This window comes from Solibacillus kalamii, from assembly GCF_002174535.1.
GTDB lineage: Bacteria > Bacillota > Bacilli > Bacillales_A > Planococcaceae > Solibacillus > Solibacillus silvestris.
On the sequence record NZ_NHNT01000010.1, the window covers coordinates 1 to 23,098 of the forward strand.

Annotated in this window: 20 protein-coding genes; 4 read left to right on the top strand and 16 right to left on the bottom strand. The window is 37.1% G+C overall.

What is annotated here, in order from left to right; genetic code table 11:
• Positions 1–228: 228 nt before the first annotated feature.
• The 3 genes from CBM15_RS13660 to CBM15_RS13670 all read right to left on the bottom strand — a co-directional run bounded on the left by CBM15_RS13660 (position 229) and on the right by CBM15_RS13670 (position 4,771).
• Complete coding sequence (locus CBM15_RS13660) at positions 229–1,656, bottom strand: aldehyde dehydrogenase family protein (RefSeq protein WP_087617934.1); 1,428 nt, start codon at positions 1,654–1,656, stop codon at positions 229–231.
• Between the two features lie 132 nt (positions 1,657–1,788).
• Complete coding sequence (locus CBM15_RS13665) at positions 1,789–3,627, bottom strand: hypothetical protein (RefSeq protein WP_087617935.1); 1,839 nt, start codon at positions 3,625–3,627, stop codon at positions 1,789–1,791.
• Positions 3,628–3,793: 166 nt separating this feature from the next.
• Positions 3,794–4,771 (bottom strand): NADPH:quinone reductase, encoded by a 978-nt coding sequence (locus CBM15_RS13670; RefSeq protein WP_087617936.1) that lies wholly within the window; start codon positions 4,769–4,771, stop codon positions 3,794–3,796.
• Between the two features lie 171 nt (positions 4,772–4,942).
• On the opposite strand from CBM15_RS13670, the gene CBM15_RS13675 reads away from it, so the two are divergent.
• Positions 4,943–6,769 (top strand): serine hydrolase domain-containing protein, encoded by a 1,827-nt coding sequence (locus tag CBM15_RS13675; RefSeq protein WP_239534903.1) that lies wholly within the window; start codon positions 4,943–4,945, stop codon positions 6,767–6,769.
• Between the two features lie 129 nt (positions 6,770–6,898).
• On the opposite strand, the gene CBM15_RS13680 is transcribed toward CBM15_RS13675, so the two are convergent.
• The 9 genes from CBM15_RS13680 to CBM15_RS13720 all read right to left on the bottom strand — a co-directional run bounded on the left by CBM15_RS13680 (position 6,899) and on the right by CBM15_RS13720 (position 14,892).
• On the bottom strand, positions 6,899–7,681 hold the full coding sequence (locus CBM15_RS13680; RefSeq protein ID WP_087617937.1) for an enoyl-CoA hydratase-related protein: 783 nt from the start codon (positions 7,679–7,681) through the stop codon (positions 6,899–6,901).
• 83 nt (positions 7,682–7,764) lie between these two features.
• Entirely contained in the window at positions 7,765–9,318 is a 1,554-nt protein-coding gene (locus CBM15_RS13685; RefSeq protein ID WP_087617938.1) for a class I adenylate-forming enzyme family protein, read from the bottom strand.
• A gap of 195 nt (positions 9,319–9,513) precedes the next feature.
• Positions 9,514–10,764, bottom strand: coding sequence for a DUF4153 domain-containing protein (locus tag CBM15_RS13690; RefSeq protein WP_087617939.1), 1,251 nt, complete (start codon positions 10,762–10,764; stop codon positions 9,514–9,516).
• Between the two features lie 32 nt (positions 10,765–10,796).
• Positions 10,797–11,012 carry a helix-turn-helix domain-containing protein gene (locus tag CBM15_RS13695; protein ID WP_008406512.1) on the bottom strand — a complete coding sequence of 72 codons (216 nt, stop codon included), beginning with the start codon at positions 11,010–11,012 and terminating at the stop codon, positions 10,797–10,799.
• An 11-nt stretch (positions 11,013–11,023) separates the two neighbouring features.
• On the bottom strand, positions 11,024–11,506 hold the full coding sequence (locus tag CBM15_RS13700; RefSeq protein ID WP_087617940.1) for a DUF2975 domain-containing protein: 483 nt from the start codon (positions 11,504–11,506) through the stop codon (positions 11,024–11,026).
• Positions 11,507–11,727: 221 nt separating this feature from the next.
• Positions 11,728–13,350, bottom strand: a complete 1,623-nt coding sequence (locus CBM15_RS19295) for a midas domain-containing protein (protein WP_087617941.1) — start codon at positions 13,348–13,350, stop codon at positions 11,728–11,730.
• Between the two features lie 630 nt (positions 13,351–13,980).
• A complete protein-coding gene (locus CBM15_RS13710; RefSeq protein WP_008408944.1) occupies positions 13,981–14,166 on the bottom strand; it encodes a hypothetical protein in 186 nt (61 codons plus the stop codon).
• A 14-nt stretch (positions 14,167–14,180) separates the two neighbouring features.
• Positions 14,181–14,348, bottom strand: coding sequence for a YvrJ family protein (locus CBM15_RS13715; RefSeq protein ID WP_008408942.1), 168 nt, complete (start codon positions 14,346–14,348; stop codon positions 14,181–14,183).
• The gene (locus CBM15_RS13720) at positions 14,341–14,892 is read right to left on the bottom strand and encodes a sigma factor-like helix-turn-helix DNA-binding protein (RefSeq protein ID WP_014824182.1); all 552 of its coding nucleotides are present in this window, start codon (positions 14,890–14,892) and stop codon (positions 14,341–14,343) included. Before CBM15_RS13720 ends, CBM15_RS13715 begins: the two co-directional genes overlap by 8 nt.
• Positions 14,893–15,334: 442 nt before the next feature.
• Here CBM15_RS13720 and CBM15_RS13725 point away from each other — a divergent pair, with 442 nt between their 5' ends.
• Positions 15,335–16,201 (top strand): transcriptional regulator, encoded by an 867-nt coding sequence (locus tag CBM15_RS13725; RefSeq protein WP_065217123.1) that lies wholly within the window; start codon positions 15,335–15,337, stop codon positions 16,199–16,201.
• A gap of 135 nt (positions 16,202–16,336) precedes the next feature.
• Here the strand turns inward: CBM15_RS13725 and CBM15_RS13730 are convergent, their stop codons facing one another.
• From CBM15_RS13730 to CBM15_RS13740, 3 genes are all read right to left on the bottom strand, one after another.
• A complete protein-coding gene (locus CBM15_RS13730; RefSeq protein ID WP_087617942.1) occupies positions 16,337–17,323 on the bottom strand; it encodes a GGDEF domain-containing protein in 987 nt (328 codons plus the stop codon).
• 178 nt (positions 17,324–17,501) lie between these two features.
• Positions 17,502–18,167: a metal-dependent hydrolase gene (locus tag CBM15_RS13735; protein ID WP_087617943.1), complete on the bottom strand. Its 666-nt coding sequence runs from the start codon at positions 18,165–18,167 to the stop codon at positions 17,502–17,504.
• A gap of 179 nt (positions 18,168–18,346) precedes the next feature.
• Positions 18,347–19,519: an MDR family MFS transporter gene (locus CBM15_RS13740; protein WP_087617944.1), complete on the bottom strand. Its 1,173-nt coding sequence runs from the start codon at positions 19,517–19,519 to the stop codon at positions 18,347–18,349.
• 155 nt (positions 19,520–19,674) lie between these two features.
• Between CBM15_RS13740 and CBM15_RS13745 the strand changes: the two genes are divergently transcribed.
• Together CBM15_RS13745 and CBM15_RS13750 are read left to right on the top strand one after the other, a co-directional pair.
• Positions 19,675–20,922 carry an MFS transporter gene (locus CBM15_RS13745; RefSeq protein ID WP_087617945.1) on the top strand — a complete coding sequence of 416 codons (1,248 nt, stop codon included), beginning with the start codon at positions 19,675–19,677 and terminating at the stop codon, positions 20,920–20,922.
• Between the two features lie 4 nt (positions 20,923–20,926).
• Entirely contained in the window at positions 20,927–22,213 is a 1,287-nt protein-coding gene (locus CBM15_RS13750; RefSeq protein ID WP_087617946.1) for an alkaline phosphatase family protein, read from the top strand.
• 106 nt (positions 22,214–22,319) lie between these two features.
• On the opposite strand, the gene CBM15_RS13755 is transcribed toward CBM15_RS13750, so the two are convergent.
• A complete protein-coding gene (locus CBM15_RS13755; RefSeq protein ID WP_087617947.1) occupies positions 22,320–22,952 on the bottom strand; it encodes a hypothetical protein in 633 nt (210 codons plus the stop codon).
• Positions 22,953–23,098 lie beyond the last annotated feature (146 nt).

Below are 23,098 nucleotides of genomic sequence, written 5' to 3' on the forward strand. Positions count from 1 at the left end.
GTTTGTCAAAATGCCTCATAAAGTTCTCTTACAGGGTTTTCATCCCTCCATGCCCAGGTCTGGGCATGGAGGGATGAAAAGCAGAGCAACCGAAGGGCGGTAGCAAAAAAGTCTCTTAACGTTTGTCCGAAATATTGACGGAAGACCAACTGTTCTAATAAAATCCTAGCGTTTCTCCAAAAGCAAAAAAAAGCTGCCCAAGTCACTGATACTTGGACAGCTTCACGATTATAGCGGCATTCCCATAATCGCTTTTGGCTCAAGAAATTCCTCGATTCCATAATCGCCCCATTCACGGCCAATACCAGAATGTTTGAAGCCGCCAAATGGTGCCGATCGATCCGTTTCACTATTATTAATCCGGATTTGTCCCGCTCGGATTGATAAAGCGACTTTTTTCAGTTCTTCTTTATCATTTCCGAATACATAACCGGCAAGACCATAGATCGTATCGTTGGCAATATCAATTGCTTCGTCTAAATCTTTATAAGTGATAACCGACATAACCGGACCAAAGATTTCCTCTTGTGCAATTGTCATATCATTTTTCACATTTGTGAAAACTGTTATTTGTGAGAAGAATCCTTTATCAATTCCATCGGGTCTGCCAGGGCCGCCGATTACAATTTTTGCGCCTTCTTTTTCACCTTTTTTAATATAGGACTGAACCGTTTCCCATTGGTCTTTTGAAACTTGCGGTCCCATAAATGTGTTTTTGTCCTGCGGATCGCCAACTGGGAATTCAGGTACTAATTCTTTCATTGCCTCTATGAATTTATCATGCATTTCTGCCGGTACAATCATGCGTGTAGCAGCAGAACATACTTGCCCTGTATTCATAGCAATTTGAGCTAATGCCGTTTTTGCTGCTTCTTTTACATCTGCATCTTTTAAAATAACGAATGGCGATTTGCCTCCAAGTTCCAAGGAGATATTTTTAATACCTTCTGCAGCATTTTTCATTAAACCGCTGCCTACTTCTCCAGATCCTGTAAACGATACAATATCCACATCCGGATGAGAACTGATTGCCTCACCAACTGTTGAACCCGAACCATTGACAAGATTAAATACGCCTTTTGGAACACCTGCTTTATCCAAAATTTCCGCCAGAATTACTGCTGCAAATGGTGTTTGGGAAGCAGGTTTCACAACCATCGTACAACCTGCTGCCAATGCACTGGCAAGCTTAGTGGAAATCTGATTTGTAGGGAAATTCCACGGTGTGATCAGACCTGCTACACCAATCGGTTCTTTTTGAATATAGGATTTCTCTCGTTCTTCAGTAAACTTAAAGGTTTTTAATTGTTCTGCCGCCTGTTTAAAGTGTGAAAGCCCCATCTTATAGTGGATTTCCTCCGACTTTGTAATAGGCGCACCTAGTTCAGCTGTCATTATATTTACTAAATCGTCTTTACGTTTTTCATATTCTTCAGCAATTGCCTCTAAAAGCTTTATACGGTCGTTCACTGACATTTTAGAAAATGCAGGGAACGCCTCCTTTGCTGCCTGGACCGCTCGATTCACATCTTCCTCAGTTCCGCTGCTAATCTTACCAACTACTTCTTCTGTCGCCGGATTAATAACTTCAATAGTATCTGTTCCAGTAGAATTAACCCATTCCCCATTGATGTACTGTTTTGTATGATTTAGCATAATCAAACTCCTTTATAAATCGACTTATAAAAAATATTCCCTTTGTGCTTGTCTGTAAACATTTGAAATTCACCTTAGAACACAAAAAATTCGAAGCCTGTAATAGCACTTCGAATTTTTTAACAGCGTTATCTATTCATTTATTGAAAGCAATTGCTTAGCGATTTCTTTCACATCCGCATCTTTGGATTCTTTTGCATAACGTCCAACAAGTTGTTCGATTTCCGTACCTCGCCAATACGCACGATCGAATGAGTGCAATGTCAGAATCGCCATGTACTGCAGATGGTCGTCAGTAGTTTTTAGCGCTTGCCCAATGAAATTCAGACCAACACCATTATACTGATCCAATTCTTCAATAAGAGATAAAACAACAACTTTCTGATCGTTCGTCAGTTCATTGAAATCTCCAAATGACTCCGTAATTCCTATTAGCCGTTCGATAATTTTCGGATCTTTTACAGCAAATAATGAATAATAATATTGTACGTTTTCCGGATTATTCTTTAATTTCTGGAATACGATGTCCGTAATATCCGCTTTATAAAATTGGGCTACAGCTAACGCCTCATCTTCACCCTCTTGGTCATTTTGCAGAATTTCCAACGCTTGCTGCAGCCATATAGGATTCCGGGAAAGTTCTTCAATATTTTCTTCAACCGCACGCTTTTCATGCGGTTTCCAGTTAGAAGAAAAGCGGTCTTCCCATGTTGCCTCATCATATTGCAAGTATTCATGAATTTGTGTCAAAATGTAAAACTGGTTGAACGTACGGCAATGTGTTTTCGCATGGTGCGTATAGCGCATCAGTACTTGACCCGCGTATTCATACTCGTCCAATCTTTGATACGCCCCTTCGTATAGAAGAGCTAATATTATCACCCCTGAACCGTCAAATATTTTCCCGGAAATAATTTTTTCGTGCAGTTCAATATCAAGTTTTCCTTTTTCAGCACACATTAATGCTGAGGCATTTCCCGGTACGGTATTTTTCAGCCCTTCCAGTAATATCCACTGGCGAATTTCTTCATTTGAAGCATCCAGGAAATTCAATGCTTCGAGTTTACCCCAGTCCGAAACATTTTTCGCAATATGCCACACCGTCTCATTACTGTTTGTTGTACCATTAGTCAATGCATATAACGCAACGCCGGTGAATTCTTCATGCAATGCAATTACTTTCAAGCGTTCCTTATACTCTTCACATTTCACAGTACCCAGAACAAGCAGTGCAAATTTAACGACTTCACGATGGGCCGCATGTTCCAGAAGCCAAATTGCCTCTTCTTTCACACGATTTTCATCCTTTTCCGCTTCATAAAACAGTTCCAGAAATTCATGGAAGTAGCTGATAACCTTTTCATCTTTAATTTTTTCGTAAGTTGCTTTCCTTGTCTGGTCGTTTGGATTCGCGGCCTGTTCCAAAAATAACTTTATCAGCTTTTTCGTATAAAAAGGCGTTACGGCTTCCTGATGAAGCTGGTCTGCAAACCCCGGTGCAAATTTCGGATGGTGTTCATCATATAAAAACTCGTCATCCGGCAAATCTTTTGTTATAAGCTGCTGGTACTGTTGAAATTGTTCTTCTAAAAAAGGAACAATGTACTCCTTATTTGTCCAAGGTAAAAAATGAAGTTTCAAAGCCTCATGCATCAGCTGTTTACCATCCACTTTTACTGTTACATTCAATTTAACAAAACCGCCTATTTTCACATATACTTTATGTGTTTTACCGCTGTTTGATTGGAATGTTCCCTTCAGCGTTGAAAATGGTACTATATGCGACCAGATTGATTTCCGTACATTCTTTGCAATAATTTGTCCATCAACTTTTAATACTTCTTCCATCATGCCATTCATTACTTCTATTTGATGACCTTCAAAATCTAGGACCCAATACTTTTCCACTTCTTTCGCAACATCGCTTTTGACATTGCGCATTTCCCGTTTAAATTCTTCTTTAAATCCCATTTGTTTGCTACCTTTTCCTCTCGTTCTATACAACTATCATAACAATCTTTGATAACTTTTTGTTAAATAGTTGTAATCTAACAAAATAGTAACATAAGTATTCAAATTATTTATGAGTATTGTTAGATAAAAAAAGGACTAGTATATTTACTAGTCCAAAAATCCATTATTGAGTTTTTACAACTACTTTCCCGTTATGTTCACCATTGATCACGGCATCAAATGCCTTGCCAGCCTGTTCTAACGGATAACTGTAACCAACAACAGGTTTGAGCTGTTCTGATTCAAGTAGCTTTGCCACACCTTGAATCAGTTCCTGATGTTCTTCAGCCGACACATTAAACAGCACCATGCCCCGTACATCACATTCTTTTTGCATAATTAGACGAGGATTAATCTCGATTTCTCCACGGTTTCCGACAATAACGATTACGCCGTGCTTGGCAATCATCTGCAAATCGGTCTGCAGATTTTCGTTAGCCAGAAATTCAATAATAACATCCGGGCCTTTGCCGTCATTGGCTTCCAAAACTGCATCCATTGTTTCTTCTTTAATATGATCCAGCACGACATCCGCGCCGGCTTCTTTTACAAGCTGTTTCCCGGAATCACGGCTTGCTGTTCCAATCACTTTTGCACCTAAAGCTTTTGCGATTTGAACAGCCTGTAAACCTACAGCGCCACTAGCTCCGTGAATGAAAACCGTTTGCCCTGACTGCACGTTTGCTCTTCCAACTACTGCTCTGTATGCAGTCAATGCCGGAACTCCTAATGCTGCTCCTTGTTCAAACGAAATATGCTGTGGAATCGGATGAACAAAGCGGCTTTCACAAACAATCTGTTGTGCTAATGTACCAGTCGCCTTACCATTCGGCAAGCTCGCTATAAATACTCGGTCCCCTACTTTTACGTTTGTCACGTGCTCGCCGATCTTTTCCACAATCCCAGCACCGTCTAGGCCTGGTGTATACGGAAGATTCGGTTTTATCGCATATGTACCTGTAGAAGTATAAACATCACTTGGATTCACACCTGCTGCATGTAGGTTTATCAGTACTTCATTTTCAGCTGGCGTATGCAATTCGGCCTGCTCAACTACTAAATTTTCTGAAGTACCAAATTGATTGATTCGAATCGTTTTCACTTAACTTCACCCCATTATCTATATTGTATTAAGAATATTAGAAAAATTACTATTTGTATAGAGATAGCTTCGCTTAAAAACATATGTAATTTCTTTAAAATTGTAATATTTCAATTGTTTAGTATGTATTGATATAAGAGGAGGAGAGAAATAATAAGAAAAATAATTTTATTGGTAGTTGTACTGGGGCTAAGTTTTGTACCAGTTGTTTCTGCAAAAGAACTTATATCTACACCTTCAGGGATTGCTTATACCGAGCTAAAGGACCGTGTGAATGAATATGCTTCAAAATACATCGGGACTTCTACAGCTGGAGCCAATGTACTGATTATAAAGGACGGAGAAATTTTCTTGAATACGTCGTATGGCTTTGCTGATGTTGAAAATCAGGTAAAAGTCACAACTGATACTGTATTTGAATGGGGTTCTGTTACGAAGCTTCTTGTGTGGACCAGTGTGATGCAGCTTGTAGAGCAAGGGAAATTGAAATTAGATGAAGATATTCGTACGTATTTACCGGAAGGATTTTTGACAAAAATACGGCATGATGCTCCGATTACAATGTTGAACCTTATGCACCATAATGCTGGCTGGGAAGAAAAATTTACAGATCTATTCTATATGTCAGCAAACGAAATAAAGCCTTTGAAAGAAATGCTTCACATTACTGAGCCTTATCAGGTGCACGAACCAGGAAGTGTAGTCGCCTATTCAAACTATGGTGTAGCACTCGCAGGCTTTATTGTGGAGGAGCTTACAGAACAGCCCTTTTATGATTATGTGAACGATCATATATTTTCTGTTTTAGGTATGAAGGACACAACGATTCATCCGACACAGGAAGATAACGAAAATGTAAAAATAAAAAGAGATGAAATTTATGGATATATTGTGAGCAGCGACGGTGAATTTACTATTTCTAAAAATGAACGAATCTTTATCGGTTTATATCCCGCAGGAAGTGCAATTGGTACGATCGAGGATGCAGCTAAATTCATGTTGGCTCTTATGCCGGCAGACGGGGAGAACAGCCCGTTGTTTCACAATAATCGTACATTAGATGAAATGCTGACGACAAGTGATTTTTATGACGATGGCGTACCACGTAATGCACATGGTTTTTGGAAAGGTCTATATACAGTTGAAGTGTTTGAACATGCGGGAAATACAGATAGTTTTTCGAGCAATTTTACCTTTTCAGATAAGAATTTGGGCGTAATTGTTTTTACTAATCAGGCGGGTGAAGCAGGACTGAGTTACGGTTTGCCAACCCTTGTGTACGGGGAGTATTCTGCTGATGTTGGCAAGCAAATAATGCCAAATGCGCATGAGCTTGATGGAAGTTACTTTATGGCAAGGCAACCTTATAAAGGTTTCACTAAACTGTACAGCGCCCTTAGTATTGGTCATTTTGAAGCGACAGAAACAAACAGAGTGAATGCTTTTGGGATGGAAATTGAACAAATCGCGCCTTATCTTTATAGATCTTTAGATGATTACCGTATATATTTTCATGTTACGATGAATGGTGGTAGCGTGGAAAAGATTTCAATGCCGACAAGTGATTTTTTGCCTGTCTATCAAAGTATGAAAATCATTAATATTTTTAGTATCATAGCGGCAGCTTTTAGTGGTTTGTATACGCTCATAGTTTTAGTGATTTTGTTCATCAAAAAAATCATCAATCGAAAAAAAGCAATCCGAGGGACAGTTATAGATAAATGGGAATTGCTTATACTTTCCACTAATATTATACCTTTTATAAATATCATGATTTTAGCTTATAGAACTTTAAATTATGTTTCTTATTCAGCCTTAAAAATTCATTTTTGGGTGAATTTCGCATATATCGCCTTCGTAGCCATTTGTCTAGTAACGTTATTTTTAAACTGGAGAAAAATAAAGCCTGCAGGTGGTATAAAAATTCGCTATGTATGTTCATATATGTCAGCATTATTGCTCGTCGTACTCATTCTTTGCTGGGAGCTTTATTATTAATTAATCCTTTTGCGTTTGCATTTGCGTTTCAAGCTTTCATAATCATTCTATTTCATTATGTACCCGGTGCAGAGAAATTAGGATTGTCAATGCACCCGGTACATTCTTCATGAAATCAATTTTTTCGATTTATGATTTATTAAAAACAGGTTTTCGTTTTTCAAAGAAGGCTTCGACACCCTCTTTAAAATTTGCCGACTCAAAACACATTGCTTGTGCAAATCCTTCTAGCTCCATAGAATGGGACAGATCATCAAGAACGCTTCTATTTACTAATTTCTTCATTAATCCTAGAGCCATTTGTGGACCTTCTGTAAGCTGTTCCGCTAATTTGTAAACTTCATTTGTCAACGACTCGTCTCCAACTACTCGATTAACAATCCCAAGTTCTAGGGCCTGCTCGCTTGATACTTTGTCTCCCAAAAACATCATTTCAAGTGCCCGATGTCTTCCAATGAGTCTGGGTAAAAAGTAGATTGCACCTAAATCAGGAATTAACCCAACTTTTGAAAAGCTTTGAATGAATACAGCAGAATGATTTGCAATGATCAAATCGCAAGCTAATGCCAGACTTACCCCTGCTCCAGCAGCCGCTCCGTTTACAGCAGCGATAACAGGTTTCTCAAGATTTACAATGGAAGAAACCATCTCATGTCCCGATTGCAGTCTCTTCCGTCCGTTTGCCCCATCAACATCTTTTGACGCACTTAAATCCCCGCCCGCAGAAAACGTATTTCCTTCACCTGTTAAAACAATCACTTTCACATCATCATTGTTTTTAACTTCAGTAAAGAAATCTCTTAATTCTTCCCGCATTGGGAGGTCTAGCGCATTTCTCACTTGAGGGCGATTTAATTTAACGGTACAAACACCATTTTCTGCAATTGTCACTTGTATCGTTTTGTTAAGCAAGCCGCTTCTGCCTCCTTCATTATTTCCCGGAAAATTACGACTATTCCGAAAACTTAAAACCTAAATTCTGTACATTCTTGTAGTTATAATTGGTAAGCTCCCGTACGTAAAACCGTTTTGAGTACCTTTCCTGTTGCATTTCTAGGCAAAGATTCCATGAATTCAATTGCCCGGGGTTTTTTATACGAGGCAATGCTATTTTGACAATATCGAATTACCTGTTCCTCAGTCATCTGTTTACCAGGCTTTAAGACAATAAATGCTTTGACAGCCTCACCCCATTGAGGATCGGGAATACCCACTACGGCAGCTTCCAAAATATCCGGATGAGAATATAAAACATCTTCCAATTCTTTCGGATAAACATTTTCACCGCCACTAATAATCATATCCTTTTTCCGGTCTACTACATAAATGAATCCTTCTTCATCCATTCGGACTAAATCGCCGCTATGAAACCATCCCCCTTTAAATGCTTCCTCTGTTGCCTCCTTATTTTTATAATATTCCTTCATTGTAGTGGGTCCCTGATACACAATTTCTCCCACTTCTCCAACAGGCACATCATTCATTTCTTCATCCACGATTCTTACTCTTACATTTATAGAAGGTTTTCCAACAGATTCAGTCTTCCTTAGTGCATCTTCACCCGCTAAATATGTTGTGGAGGGACTCATTTCTGTCTGCCCAAATGCTTCTAAAATACTTGCATTTTTAAATACTTGCAAAATCTTCTTTTTTATTTCAATTGGACAGATTGCTCCTCCTAAAGCGCAATTTGTCATCGAACTTAAATCATATTCTAATAAGTTTGGCACTTGGAACAGAAAATTCCACATCGCAGGAACCATAAACATTGTTTCAATTTTTTCGTCCTGGATTGTTTTCAGAACTACGTCCGGTTGAAACTCACGATGCAAAATAATAGTCCCTTCTATTAGACAATTTTGTAAAAGAGAGGATAGAGCTGCAACATGGAAAAGAGGAGGAATAATCAGTTGCTTTGCTCCCTTTCTAGGTGGAGAATGATAGAGTTTATTCATCGCATTCATATAATAATTTTTATGGGTTAACACTGCGCCCTTTGGTTTACCTGTTGTACCTGATGTATAAATAATTGCATGTGCATGTTCGTCAGTGAAATTTACTTCCTCGTAGTCAGCAGGTGTACTATATATTGCCTCATATGAAATCATTTTTGTTTGAAGTTCGGAATCCCCGCATTTAATTGGGACAATGAGTTTAACTTGAGGCAAGTTAATCGAGCGAATGCTTTCGATAAATTCTTCTTCAATAAATAATATAGTTACATCGGATTGGTTAACGATATATTCAATCTCCTTAGAAACTAAACGGAAATTGATCGGGACAAAAACGCCACCACATAAAGAGACACCAAAATATAGCTCGACAAAGGGCAGCCCATTTTTAAGCAAACATCCAACTTTATCATTTACACCAATCCCTCGCGCTTGAAGCCATCCCGCTAAATGCATCGAACGCGTCAAAAGTTCCCGATAGGTTATTCGACGATTTCCATAAATAAACGCATCCCTTTCAGGAACATTATGTGCAGCATATTTAAGCGCTTCCCCTATCAACAGTTGTTGGGACATCGATAATACTTTTTGTTCCATCTCCATCACCTTTCTTTCTAAAATTTATTATTAAGTTGTTATTATTAATAAATATTCAATCGCTGATATTTTTAGAATGATGACTATTCGCTTTATAGAATGTCCACTATATTTGTAAAGTCCATAGAAAAATAAAACGACCCTTGCTCAAAAAAGCAGAGGTCGTTTTATATTTTGCTTGTAATTGCTATATGACTAATTAAAAATCACCGGAAAAGTAAATATAACGAAAACTGCCCATATTCCGTATACCGGCAAATATTTCGTCACGGCATTTTGGATAGCAATCGGTCCGGATTTGTTTTGTAGAAAACGCATATAGGAAATCATAATCCATAGTAGATTTGCACAGATCAGTATATTTACCCCTAAAACGGCGAGCCTATTAGGGGTAATACCATAAGAAGTAAGCCTGAACATAATCGCTGATAATGCAACACTGTCAATGATGAGCGCAACAACGATTAATGCCATATTGACATAGTCAAAGATGCTCTTTTTATCGTCCGGTTCTTTCTCGGTAATGGAGAATATTGTAACAGCAAGGACGCCAAGTAGTATTCCGTTGAAAGCAATCAGGAAATCGCGGTCCAAAAACGGATTTTTTCCGACTGATATGACTGTTACGAGATATACGAGCAAAGTGATTAAAACTAAAGGGCTAAAAATTTTCGCTATAAATGGTGTAACATTTTTAGCAAGCTTTAGATTCATTGAAACGAGGTGCACACCTACTATTGCAAGTGCCGCTGCACCAAATAACACGACATTACTAAAATAGAAGTCCCCGATATCCAGGCCAATAAAGCTAAACAACTGCATCGTTAATAATGCAAGAACCATCCCACTAACTGCCATGCTGGCATAGAGAATACCATATTCTAAATTAAATTTAATAAATGCTAATCTTGTACTGCTTTGTAAATAATCATTTCCTGTATATGCAAGCCCTAACAACACCCATAAGAATATGGGGAAATGTAAATAAGCTAAAATAATGCTATCATTGTTGAAATCTAAGGGCAGCAAATTCAAATATACTCCCGAAACTAGAAATAATGCTATTAAAGAATAAATAATACTTCTTTTAGGAGTATGCTTGTAAACAAAATAGGCGGCAATATAGGGAATAATACCAAATGCCAAATTAATGGGAGCAATTGTTTCCTGTTCGACAAAATGGAATATGATTCTTGTACTTACCCCTGCCATAATCGCTAGTATGCCCATGAAAATAAATCCATTTTCAAGCATCGACGACTTCTTTGTATTTTCCTTATCGCTGAAATTCAATCTTTCATACCAAACACTCAGAATTGGAGAATCAGGATTTTGTTCCCATGCTTGTTTGAATGACTTGGTAAAAGCTTTCGGGTCTTTTCTATACATTCTCTCAAGTACATCGGGTTTAGTACTATTTTCAATAACCAAATTACTACTCTCCATTGATTTCCCTCCCTTTATTTTCGCTGTAATAGTTAACTGTCTTCATCACTTTTGTATTCTAAAATATCACCAGGCTGGCATTCTAACGCCTTACAAATGGCTTCTAAAGTTGTTAACCGGATTGCTTTTGCCTTCCCGTTTTTTAATATAGAAAGGTTCGCCATCGTGATCCCCACCTTTTCCGAAAGTTCTGTTACGCTCATTTTCCTTTTTGCTAACATCACATCAATATTGATTATAATTGCCATTGCTATTCACCTCAGACCGTTAAATCGTTTTCAGATTTAAAATTAATTGCTTCTTGTAAAAGTTTTTGAAGAACAGCTGCAAAGACTGCAATTACCAATGAAGCAAAAGGAACAATCAATCCGACAAAGATAACTCCCGGTGCGTCGTCCAATTCCGCAAAGACATAAAAAAGCGGTAAAACTAGCACATGCAAAACACTGATTGTTATCGCACAGTATTTTATTTTCATTAGAGGTTTCACAGCTAAATCGGAGAACGCTTTATTATTATCGATATAGCGTAAAAGTTGGAAAGCCTGATACAAAGCAAAGAAAAAAGGAATCGCCGAAGCATCGAAAGCAATGTAAACAAAATACTTTACGAAAGCAAAATCCGGAAGCAATTCAGCTGCAACATTTGCCAGCTCAGGAACTAAAAAGATACACAGCGCCAAAACTGGAATTCCCAAAAAAATAACAGCAACTTTTAAAAACAACGTAGTTACTTTTTCCATAAAAACGCACCTCACTTCTTTATTTTCACTTTTGATCTTAATACATTATTTATCGATAATCAATAAATTTATATCAAATTTCATTATTTATTTATTGCACATTAGTGTTCCACTTTAAATAAATTGCTTTCCTAACAAATAAAAAGCTTGGAAAAACCTTATTAATTAAGGCTTTCCAAGCTTTTACTAGCTGTTATTTAATTATTTTCACTTTGTCCCTCTTATTTTAGGAAGCTTAAAAAGTTAGAGAAAGATGCTACAAGATCTTGATAGTAACCAACCACTTTATCTTTTAATGCGATTTTATCATTTTGATTTTGTTCCGTTTCAGGATCTACACTAATTTCTTCCGTTTCTGTTGGTACGGGTTCTTGTACCGGTTCTGAAACAGTGTTCTCCCCTTCTTCAGTTACCTGCTCTGGAGTTTCTACAGTAGAAGGTAGCTCTTCAATATCTACATTTACTGGAGTTTCCAACGTTTCTTCAGTTTCAGTTGGTAGAGCTGTATCATCAACCGGAAGATTTTGTGCCGTATCTTCCTCTACATCCGTTGGAACCGTTTCAACAACATCAGTATCAGCCTCAGTTGTTTCATCAATTACTGGAACATTTTCAGGTTCTTCATTAGATTGTTCAGAATCAATATTACTTAAATATTGTTCAATATGAGTTTGATAGTAGTTAATTAGGCTTTGATAGCTATTATCGATAAACTGATAAGATCCTTCTAACCATGAAGTAACGTCACCTTCTGATGTACCATCTTCTTCCTGGTTCTCTTCAGTTACTGGTGTTTCTGACTCTTCCGTTTCACCTTCTTCTGCTTGGTCTTCTTCAGTTACAGGTGCTGCCGGTTCTTCAGTTACCTCTTCTTCTGCTTGATCTTCTTCAGTTACAGGTGCTGTCGGTTCTTCCGTTTCACCTTCTTCTGCTTGATCCTCTTCAGTTACTGGTGCTGTCGGTTCTTCAGTTGCACCTTCTTCTGCTTGATCCTCTTCAGTTACCGGTGCTGCCGGTTCTTCAGTTACCTCTTCTTCTGCTTGATCTTCTTCAGTTACAGGTGCTGCCGGTTCTTCAGTTGCACCTTCTTCTGCTTGGTCCTCTTCAGTTACCGGTGCTGCCGGTTCTTCAGTTACCTCTTCTTCTGCTTGATCTTCTTCAGTTACAGGTGCTGTCGGTTCTTCAGTTGCACCTTCTTCTGCTTGATCCTCTTCAGTTACCGGTGCTGCCGGTTCCTCAGTTACCTCTTCTTCTGCTTGATCCTCTTCAGTTACTGGTGCTGTCGGTTCTTCAGTTGCACCTTCTTCTGCTTGATCCTCTTCAGTTACCGGTGCTGCCGGTTCTTCAGTTACCTCTTCTCCTGCTTGATCCTCTTCAGTTACAGGTGCTGCCGGTTCTTCAGTTGCACCTTCTTCTGCTTGGTCCTCTTCAGTTACAGGTGCTGCCGGTTCTTCAGTTACCTCTTCTCCTGCTTGATCCTCTTCAGTCGCCGGTGTTTCTGGCTCTTCTACTACACCATCTTCAACAACCTCATCTGTTGTTTCATCTATATTATCTAATTCATCCGTAGTTTCGGTTTTTTGTTGGGCTACTTGGCTAACAAGCTTCCCTTTTTCAGGAGAACCTGGCAGGCTCTTTGCAAATTCAGACACTTTCTGTCCATGATTTTTTGCGTGTTCAATAATTTCCGGATTAACATCCTTTGCATCTAGCTCTGCTGCAGAAATAGGTGCACCAGCCGCTAAAAATGATGCAGCTATAAATGATGTTGACATCACTAGTGGCGCTACTTTCTTAGAAAAATTTTTGTTTGCTGTTTTAGAGTCCATTTGTTTTTTATTCATTACTTGATCGCTCCTAATTCGTATTTTGTACTGATAGGATGGATTTTTCATTACTCCCGGTATTGATCGTTTCACCTCTGATTGAACCGAGTAAAATGATTCCTCAATTTTTTTGGCAGCACCATCTACTGCCTGTTAAGAATATACCAAAATTATATTACAATATTGTTTAACTCAGATTAAAAGAGTTGTTGCCTCCATTACGAATTTTTCGAATTTTGCAACATACGAAATAATAAATACAGCCAAAATCATTCTATTAAAATAGAATGATTACGCTTTCATGCTTGCTCTGTATGTTTTTCATGTAATTTCCTTTACTGTATAACTAGGTTAAATTATTTTACATATATCTCGTGTCAGTAAAAATTGTCTAAATAAAAAATACATTTTTCTCCCTATTATTACTGATTTAAAAACTTAATAATATGAAAATCCCCAAATAGTTTATTTTATACGGTAAAACACCTTATGTATCACTTTTAACACCCTTGAAATATCAGGCGAGTTTCTTGGATTATTTTTATATAACATCCATGCGAAAGGCAAATATCAATTAAAAAGGCATTTTAATAATCCAAAGATGCAACGAACTCCTTAGATATCAAAATGCCTCACCAACTATTCTATTCATTTAAACAATCCTTTTGGTTGTACAAAAACCGTATTTTTTAAAGTTTTAATGGTAACTTCATAAAGATGCTGCTTAAGGTCATCCCGATTTTCCATTCTAGTTTGCAGTGAAGAATATGAAATGACAGGTTCCATTCTTTTTATTACTTGAATAATTTCATTTGGATCTAACTGCTCGACCATAGTTAACCTCCCCTCTATTTTTTACTCCTATCATGGGTTGACTTCGTGAGGTCGTTCGATAATAAGTCAATCGAATTTCGCAATGAATCAATTTTGCCTTCGAATCTCATTAATAAATAAATCGCAATGGTAATAGGAAACCCGAAATTCCCTAATATTTGAAACAGCTGTCCTTCAATCATCCCCCTCCCTCCCTTCTCTTAAAATATTAATTGATTTATGAATCATCTTAGAAATAGCTTGTTGTGATACATTGTATATCTTCGCAATTTCCTTCTCAGTTAACTCGTTTACATACCGATAATACAAAACCTGTTTTTGCTTAGCATTTAAACGTTTTAATAAGGTTATTAACAGTTCATCACTCAACAAGCTCTCTAAGTCATTCTCAAAAATGTTTTCGAATTGTATAAAAGATTTTTCATCTTGAACTGTGTCTACCATTGCCAGGCCTTCATTTATTGGAGCATCCAAATTCAATTCATACTTCCTATTGTGCTCTCTTAACTTTGAATCAAATTTTCTGGATTCATAAATAATTGCTTTTTTGATATAGGCGATACGTATGATCTGTCTTTCAAAATATTTAAATTGTTCATTTAAAGAATCCGCATTAGTATTTGTCGGTTCCTGTAAGTATGCATTATACAGTTTGTTATATTTTTCAATCTCTAAAAACCGTTTAAACACATTACTATTCACGACATCAGGATTTAAAATTTTCATTCCTCAAACCCCTTATCTTTTTATTCTTAAAACATGAACTTCCGTTCGTTTTTAATTAAAAAAGACCGAATAGAACGTTTACCTTCTTATTATATATAGGGGAAATTCCAAAGAATAATACAACCAAAAATTTAGTTATAGGGATATTAAAAATATCCCTATTGATGTAATTTTACAACCTTGATGGTACACTAGATAATACCAGATGAGCACCAGCAGTAATAGTTGTGAATCTTACTACTTGATACTGGTGCCATCCCGTTATCACACACCAAATGCTACTGTAAAAAAGTCTTATTAACCTCCCCCAATTCCTACTAACCACAAATCTAGAGCGATAATAATTATATCAATCATGTTCTCACCCCCCTTTTTACTTATTTTACATAATTTACACTTTCCCGGCTTATAATATTAGTAAAAGAATATTTGGGAGGATATTATGAATAATTATGGAGAAACTATAAAAAAAATCAGAGTTGGCAAAGGATTTTCGCAAAAATATGTATCAAACAATATCTGTACTCAAGGTAATTTCTCCAAATTTGAACTAGGAGAAAATAAAGATATAAAACACTCTACCTTAAGTGAATTTCTAGTACGTATAGAAACTTCCTATGAAGAATTTAGATATATCGATAATGGATATACCATGCCTTTAAGAGATGAAATTATTAATAATTTTTATAATCAAACCTATAATAATTCGGAAAAATTATTGCAATTACAGCAAAGTTGTATTTCATTCTTAAAAGAATTTCCAGAGGATAAACTAATTAATAAAATAAATATTATTATAAAAAGTCTAGCTATATTAGCCAATACTAACGATATTCATTATGCAAAATTACTTGCTGAGCCCATTTGGGAAGAACTATCTCGTAGAGACAATTTGTATTTATCCGATATCTTTTTACTAAATTCTATACTATATATTTTTCCAATTGAAACTGCTGTAGAAATGAAAACATTTGCTTTTCGGCACATTGAAAAGTACAAAAATTTCCAGAATATAAATCGGATAAAAATAAATTTCTTAATTAATCTATCGCTGCTATATTTAAAAAATAGCGATTATAATATGGCTTTAAAACAATTAGAAAACTCAATCGAATTGTGTAAAATAGAAAAACATTTTATTAATTTATCAATCTGTTATATACGTAAGGGTATTTGTTTGAACAATATGGGCAAATGCGGATTATATTGGAGTCATAAAGGGATGAACATGTTGGAAGTTTTAGATCAGTTCGATTTACTATCTATATTAAAAACAGAAGTCGAAAAATACTCAAATTATATTGTTTAAAACGAGGAATTAAACATCTACCTTGCCCCTGGGAAGCTTCCTCCTGCTACGAACTAGTCACAAATAAAGCCGTTCAAATTTGAACGGCTTTTCATTTTGAGGCGGTTTTTATTCTAGCCTCTAATATATTTTTTATTAGTTGATCGTACCGCCTGGTAAATCTTTTAATTCTTTCTCTTTATACATTGCTCGATCCGCCTCTTTAATCATCTCATCTAAATTTGCATTTAAAACTTCCGTCGTGTAGTGCCATCCAATACTTGCCGAAACATTAATTATATATTGATCTAAAATCATTGGTTTCTCTAGTGCAGATTGGATTCTATCTGCAATCTTTTCTAATATAGACTGATCGATATTAGACGTTAGAACGATAAATTCATCTCCACCTAATCGGCAAAGTAAATCCGTATCTCTCAATACACCATCTATCCTTAAAACAATAATTTGCAATAACTGATCCCCAACATCATGGCCATATGTATCATTTACGTTTTTAAAACCATTCATATCAAGGAACAATAATGCAATTGAGTCGACATTCTCATACTTCATCACATCAAACTTTTCCTTAAGCAATAAACGGTTTGCTGCTCCGGTTAATGGATCATGATAGGCTAAGTCCTGTAATTTGTCATTGGCCGCTCTAACTTTAAGAATGAATGTAATATGAAAAATCGTAATAAAAATTCCAAACAGTACTAAATAAATAAAGTCCTCTTTGATGACGTTCGGAAAAATTTCATCGTGAAGGTAAAAGAACGAATAGAATGTAAGAATAATCGAAGCGATCCCTGACATTAAAACGGCTTTTATCTGTTGATAAATGGCACTTAGCGGCAGAGCGAGCCACATGAAGAGAAAATTTACTAAATACGGAGAATCGTTAAGCAGATAATAAAAATAAATATACATGCTACCGACCATTACATACATTGTAAATTTGGCATTTACTTTCTTTAGAATCAACAATATCATGATGAGCCCAAATACCCCAAAAAAGATTGCTGGAGGAAATATGCTCTCTATTCCTTCAATGACAATATTAAATATTATTTGTGTAAAGTAAAAAATACTTATTAAAAGAAGTAATAAAGAATTTCTACGATGCATTTCAATCATAATTCACCTTCCTCTAACATCCATATTGGGCTAAAATTATTATTATATTTCTAAATTATAATCCCTTAATTTATTATAGCTTATGCATAATACGATGTTATTTCAATAATAATTAACTAAAAACAAAAGATCTCCCGACAGTTCATTAAAACAACTGATGAAAGACCTTTCCTAAAATCTATATTCGTATTTTAAATACTTTATTCGTAATAGGAGCGATGAATTTAACCCCTTTTTTCGTCATCATATCACCTAAAATATGAGATAAATAAGCCATCGTTGAGATAATCGCTAAATTTTCCGTGCCTGTACTCTCTTCCAGCAGATGGGACATATATGCCCAAAAGACCACCGCCCAAATCGTATGGGTAAATCCTCGATGCGGAAACCATCCAGCTGCCCCAATGTATACAGCAAACAGTACGAGCCACCACATCTCATCGGTAATCGCATAATACAGAAGGAATAAACTCAAAATAGTCATTAAAATATTTTTAAGCGTTTCCTGACTTCTCATGGATAAGGCAATGATGATGGCGCCCAATGCTAAAAACAGCAGTTTATTTTGTTGTGTAAACCATTCACCATCCAAAAAAGGCAGAAAGTTTAAATAAGCTGCCAAGGACAGAACCATTATCACACCGCCGACCAATTGTCCGCCTTTTTTTATTTGTTTCGCCGTTTTCGTTACATGTTTATTCAACAGATTGTTTCCGTCCAAATCCGGAGCCAGTGAAGCTACAGCAGATACAGCTAAGACGACCGGAATCATTTCAGATGCTTGGCTGACAGATGCTACTGCCCCGATTCCTAACCCAATCGTTAAATGTGTTCGACCTTTCATGTTGCCACCTCTTTGTTGTAAAGTCTTTTAGCGGATGTTACCGCGAACTCGTTATGTATTCAAAGAGTTCATTGTACTTAACAGAGTTCTATTTATCAAGTTTTTTCATTAGAGGAACCTGCTTCACTTTATGAGCTGCTGTTTTGTTTTATTACATAGCGCCGACAGTTTTACAGATTTTAAGCCAGCCTTTGCGCGCGGTTATATATATAAATACTGCAAAGCATGATTAATGAAATAATTGCAAACATATAATCTATATAAGCTGTTAATAGCCAGCCACCAATAATCGGCCCGATAAATCCGCCTATATTTTTAAACTGAGACGCACCAAGATATGTCCCTTTTTGATCCTCAGGCGCAATTTCCTCAATAACGGCATTCATCATCGGGAAACAGAAAATCTCACCGACCGAAAATACTATCATACTCGCAATGAACATCCAAGAACTGCCGGAAACGCCAAACAGAAATAATCCGACCGCAAAAATGACGACGCCAATTTTCAGTGAACTATAAATTGAAATTTTTTCGCTTAATACTGTTAAAGGCAGCTGAAATGCCAGCACTGTAATGGAGTTTGCGACAATCACATAGGAAAAGAGCTTCACCCCATCTTCCACATTCATATTAATGAATTGCGGCAGTGTCGAGTCGAACTGGGAATAACCAACTGTAATCAAAATCCCTCCTGCGATAAACAGCAACAGCTTTTGATCTTGGATAACTGCACGTAATATCGTTCGGATTTGTTGGTTTGAACCAAGTCTTTTTTGTTTCATTTCATAGCGGTTTAATATTACGAGTAAAAATATGCCATACAACGCATACATAATGCCGGTAATCATAAACGGGGTCGCTGGACTTGATAAGCTTGCGACCCATACACCAAGTAGTGGTCCCATTACAGCAGCAATATTAATGGCCGTGTAGCGTACAGAAAATAACCGTCTTTTTTTCGCATCCTCTGTAAAATCAATCATCAGTGCTTGGGTACCCGGTTCAAAAAATGAACGGCATAGCCCATTCACTGCATTCAACACGACAAAATACACAGCTGAAGGAGCCAGTGCAAAACCAATAAAGGTAAGACTCCATATAAAGACTGTAATAATAATAACCGCTTTTCGTCCAAATCTGTCGGTCAAATAGCCGCCGATCAATCCGCCAAAGGTTGAGAACAGCGGCGCAATTCCAATCGTAACCCCGATTAATAACGGCGAGGCTTGAAGTTCGTTATGTAAATATAAAGCTAAAAACGGGATTGCCATGAAGCTCGCAGTCCGTACAAAAATCGTCCCACTTAATATAATCCATACAAGTGGATGAAAATAGTTAAAAATCCTTTCCATAGCCTGCCTCCTGTAAATTTTTAGAGATAACTTCCATTATACAGAGTTTACGTAAACAATATTTCACTAATATGAAATTTCTGTATGTCTTCAATATTTAATTTCAAGATAATGGTATAATGACTGAAAATAATAGGTTAGGAGGTTTTAATTAAGTGAAGCTGACAAAAGAAGAAAAGTCCTGGATTTTGTATGACTGCGGGAATTCTGCTTACTCCATTGCGATTACGACCGCCCTTTTCCCGATTGTCTTTGGGATGTTTCAAGGTGTGAACAACATGGATTTAGGCTATTTCAATTCACTTGCAAGCATATTAGTCGCCGTTCTTAGTCCAATTTTAGGAGCCTTTGCGGACTATAAGGACAAGAAAAAGCGTTTCTTCACATTTTTTGCGTTAGTCGGCATTATTTCTACTCTTTCCTTTACATTTATTTCACCGGATAGCGGGCAATGGCAGCTATTAATCGTCATGTACATTCTTTCTTGTATCGGCTTTGCCGGCGCTAATATTTTCTATGATTCTTTCTTAGTCGATGTGACGACAGATGAGAAAATGGATAAAGTATCATCATCCGGTTTTGCTTTTGGCTATATTTCAAGTGTCATTCCATTTGGGATTAGTTTAGTCGTCATCTTAATTATGGGTATGGATGCCGCAATCGGATATCAAATCGGATTTTGCATTACCGCGCTATGGTGGGGGTTACTGACAATCCCGATGATTAAGGACGTCAAACAGCGCCATTATATTGAACCCGAACCGAATCCGATCGGCAATAGTTTCAAACGATTAGGGCAAACCTTTTTAAATATAAAAGACTATAAAATAGTATTCATGTTTTTAATCGCCTATTTCTGCTATATCGATGGTGTCGATACAATTATTAAAATGGTTGTTCCGTACGCGACAAGCGTTTTAGGTTCCGACGGGTTGAATACCTTTATGCTGTTGGCCATTTTACTCGTTATTCAAATTGTAGCATTCCCGTTTGCCCTGCTTTATGGGTCACTTGCAAAAAAATATTCGACTCGGGCGTTAATAATCGTCGGAATTACGACTTATGTCATTGCCTGTGTCGCAGCATTTTTCATTTCTGAAATGTGGCATATCTTTATTCTAGGTATTATGATTGGTTCTGCTCAAGGCGGGATTCAGGCATTAAGCCGTTCCTATTACGGGAAAATTATTCCGAAAGAGCGTTCCAACGAATTTTTCGGTTTCTATAATATTTTCGGTAAATTTGCTGCAATTATCGGCCCTTTTCTAATGGCACTGACAACAACGATGACCGGTGATGCCCGATATAGCATTTTATCGATTATCCCTCTATTCATAATTGGGCTCATTGTCTTTTTAATGCTGCCAAAAGATGCGCATGAACAAACTAAATTAGTAAGGTGATCAGATGCAGAAAAAAAGTAATTATGTGATTGTTGTTTCGTATGACGCCTTTTCTAAGGATAATTGGGAAAGTGCAGCGTCAAAACCGAATTTAGCCAAACTGATTGAACGAGGGGCCTCTACAAATTTACTGAAAAGTGTGTATCCAACCCTCACGTATGTCATACACAGTTCCTATGTGACTGGTGTCTATCCAGACCGGCACGGTGTTTTCCATAATAATCCGTTCCAGCCTTTCGTCCCTGAAAACGAGCAAAACTGGCACTGGTTCCGCAGTGATATCCAAGCTCCAACTGTATATGAAGCAGCTCGAGAAAAAGGAAACACGACAGCCGGGCTTTTGTGGCCAGTATCAGGAAAAGCGAATATTAACTTTAATATCCCGGAAATAAAAGCGATCAAAAACGAGAATCAGGCATTAAAAATACTGAAAAGCGGCAGTAAATTGTTTACAATGCAAATGGAAATGAAGTACGGAAAAGTTCGGCAAGGGATTCAACAGCCTCATTTAGATGACTTCACAACAGTATGCGCAGTAGATACGATTAAGAAGAGAAAGCCGAATTTACTTTTAATGCACTTAATTGACCTCGATGATACGAAGCATTTACTTGGAACAAAAGGACCACATATTGAAGAAGTAATCGAACGGATGGACCGTCGGATTGGAGATCTAGTCCAGGCGACAAAAGATGCAGGTATTTATGAAGAAACGACTTTTATAATTGTCGGAGACCATAGTCAGCTCGATGTTCAGTACAAAGTGTATTTGAACCGAATTTTATACGAGGAAGGTCTTATTTATGAGGAAAATGGGAAATGGCATTGGCGCGCATATGTCCAAGGTGCCGGCGGAGCTGCTTATTTGCATATACAGCCAGGCGATACGGAAGCAGAAAAATTAGCTCTTTCTATTTTACAGGAAGCTGCACGCAAAGAAACTTACGGCATCGAAGCCATTTTGAGTACGCAGCAGTTACAAGAGCTTCATGTAGACAGTCAGTTCTGCTATATGATAGAGGCAAAAGAAGGCTATGCTTTTGAAGATGACCATTTACAGGAAGCTGTCATCGACTTACATGCAGTCGGTAAAAAGTACGCAACTCATGGCTACTCGCCAACTAAACCTGACTATACGAGCAATCTGATTATTTCCGGCAACAATGTAATAGCCGGCTCAGACATTGGCGAAGCTTGTGTCGTCGATCTCGGTCCGACAATTGCTCACATTTTGGATTTGGACTTTGGAAATACAGACGGCCGAGCATTGACTGAAATATTTAAGCGATAATAATATGATCCAAACCCCTTTTGAATGAATAATCAAAAGGGGTATAATAATTTCTTCAAAACTCACTCCAAATAATCTATTATGGCTGATTAGCCGGATTTTCACTTTATGATTTCTTTTTCGGAAATAATGTATACGATAATGTAATCACAAAATCAATGGCCAGAATTAGCAGCCATACTTGACTGAATTTATTAATCCCTTCATTTTTAAAAGGGAAATTACTGTTGTCATCATCGAACCACATGCCGAAAAAATCATTGAGTGCCATTTGCTGCAAACTGTCTGAAAAACCTACTGCAATAGCAAACCCTATATGAACAATGATAAAAACAACGAAATGCCCCGCGAATTGCTTCCATTCATGTAACGCATATGCCTTACCATACAGTTTGACAGGTTGAAGTGACTCATCGATCGGCTCTCCCCGTTTTTTAGCAACCCATCTTTTAATAAAGGCATCCAGCTTTTTAAAGTCAGATTTTCCGAATGTCATTGCGTACACAATGATAATGACGATGATGATTTGGTAAATCGAAAATTCACCAGTTCGCTGGTAATCCAAATAAGCCAATAGTGCAATCCATAAATCATTCAAGATAAAAATGACAAAAACAAATAAACTCAGCTTTTTCAACTTAAACCAGTAGCGTAATAATAAAAAGGCAATCGCACACACCCAGAAAACAACTTCCGCAGTAATGAGGAAAAACCACTTATAATCTAAAATAAAGTCCATTGCTTCACCCCTTAAAATCGGTTACTCGGTCTACCTATCATTTATATTACTTCATAATGTAAAAGATTCATATTCATTCTGCAAAATCAATATATTGTAAATTCCGACTAATCACAGGAGGAATATTAAGGTATGATGAATGGGAA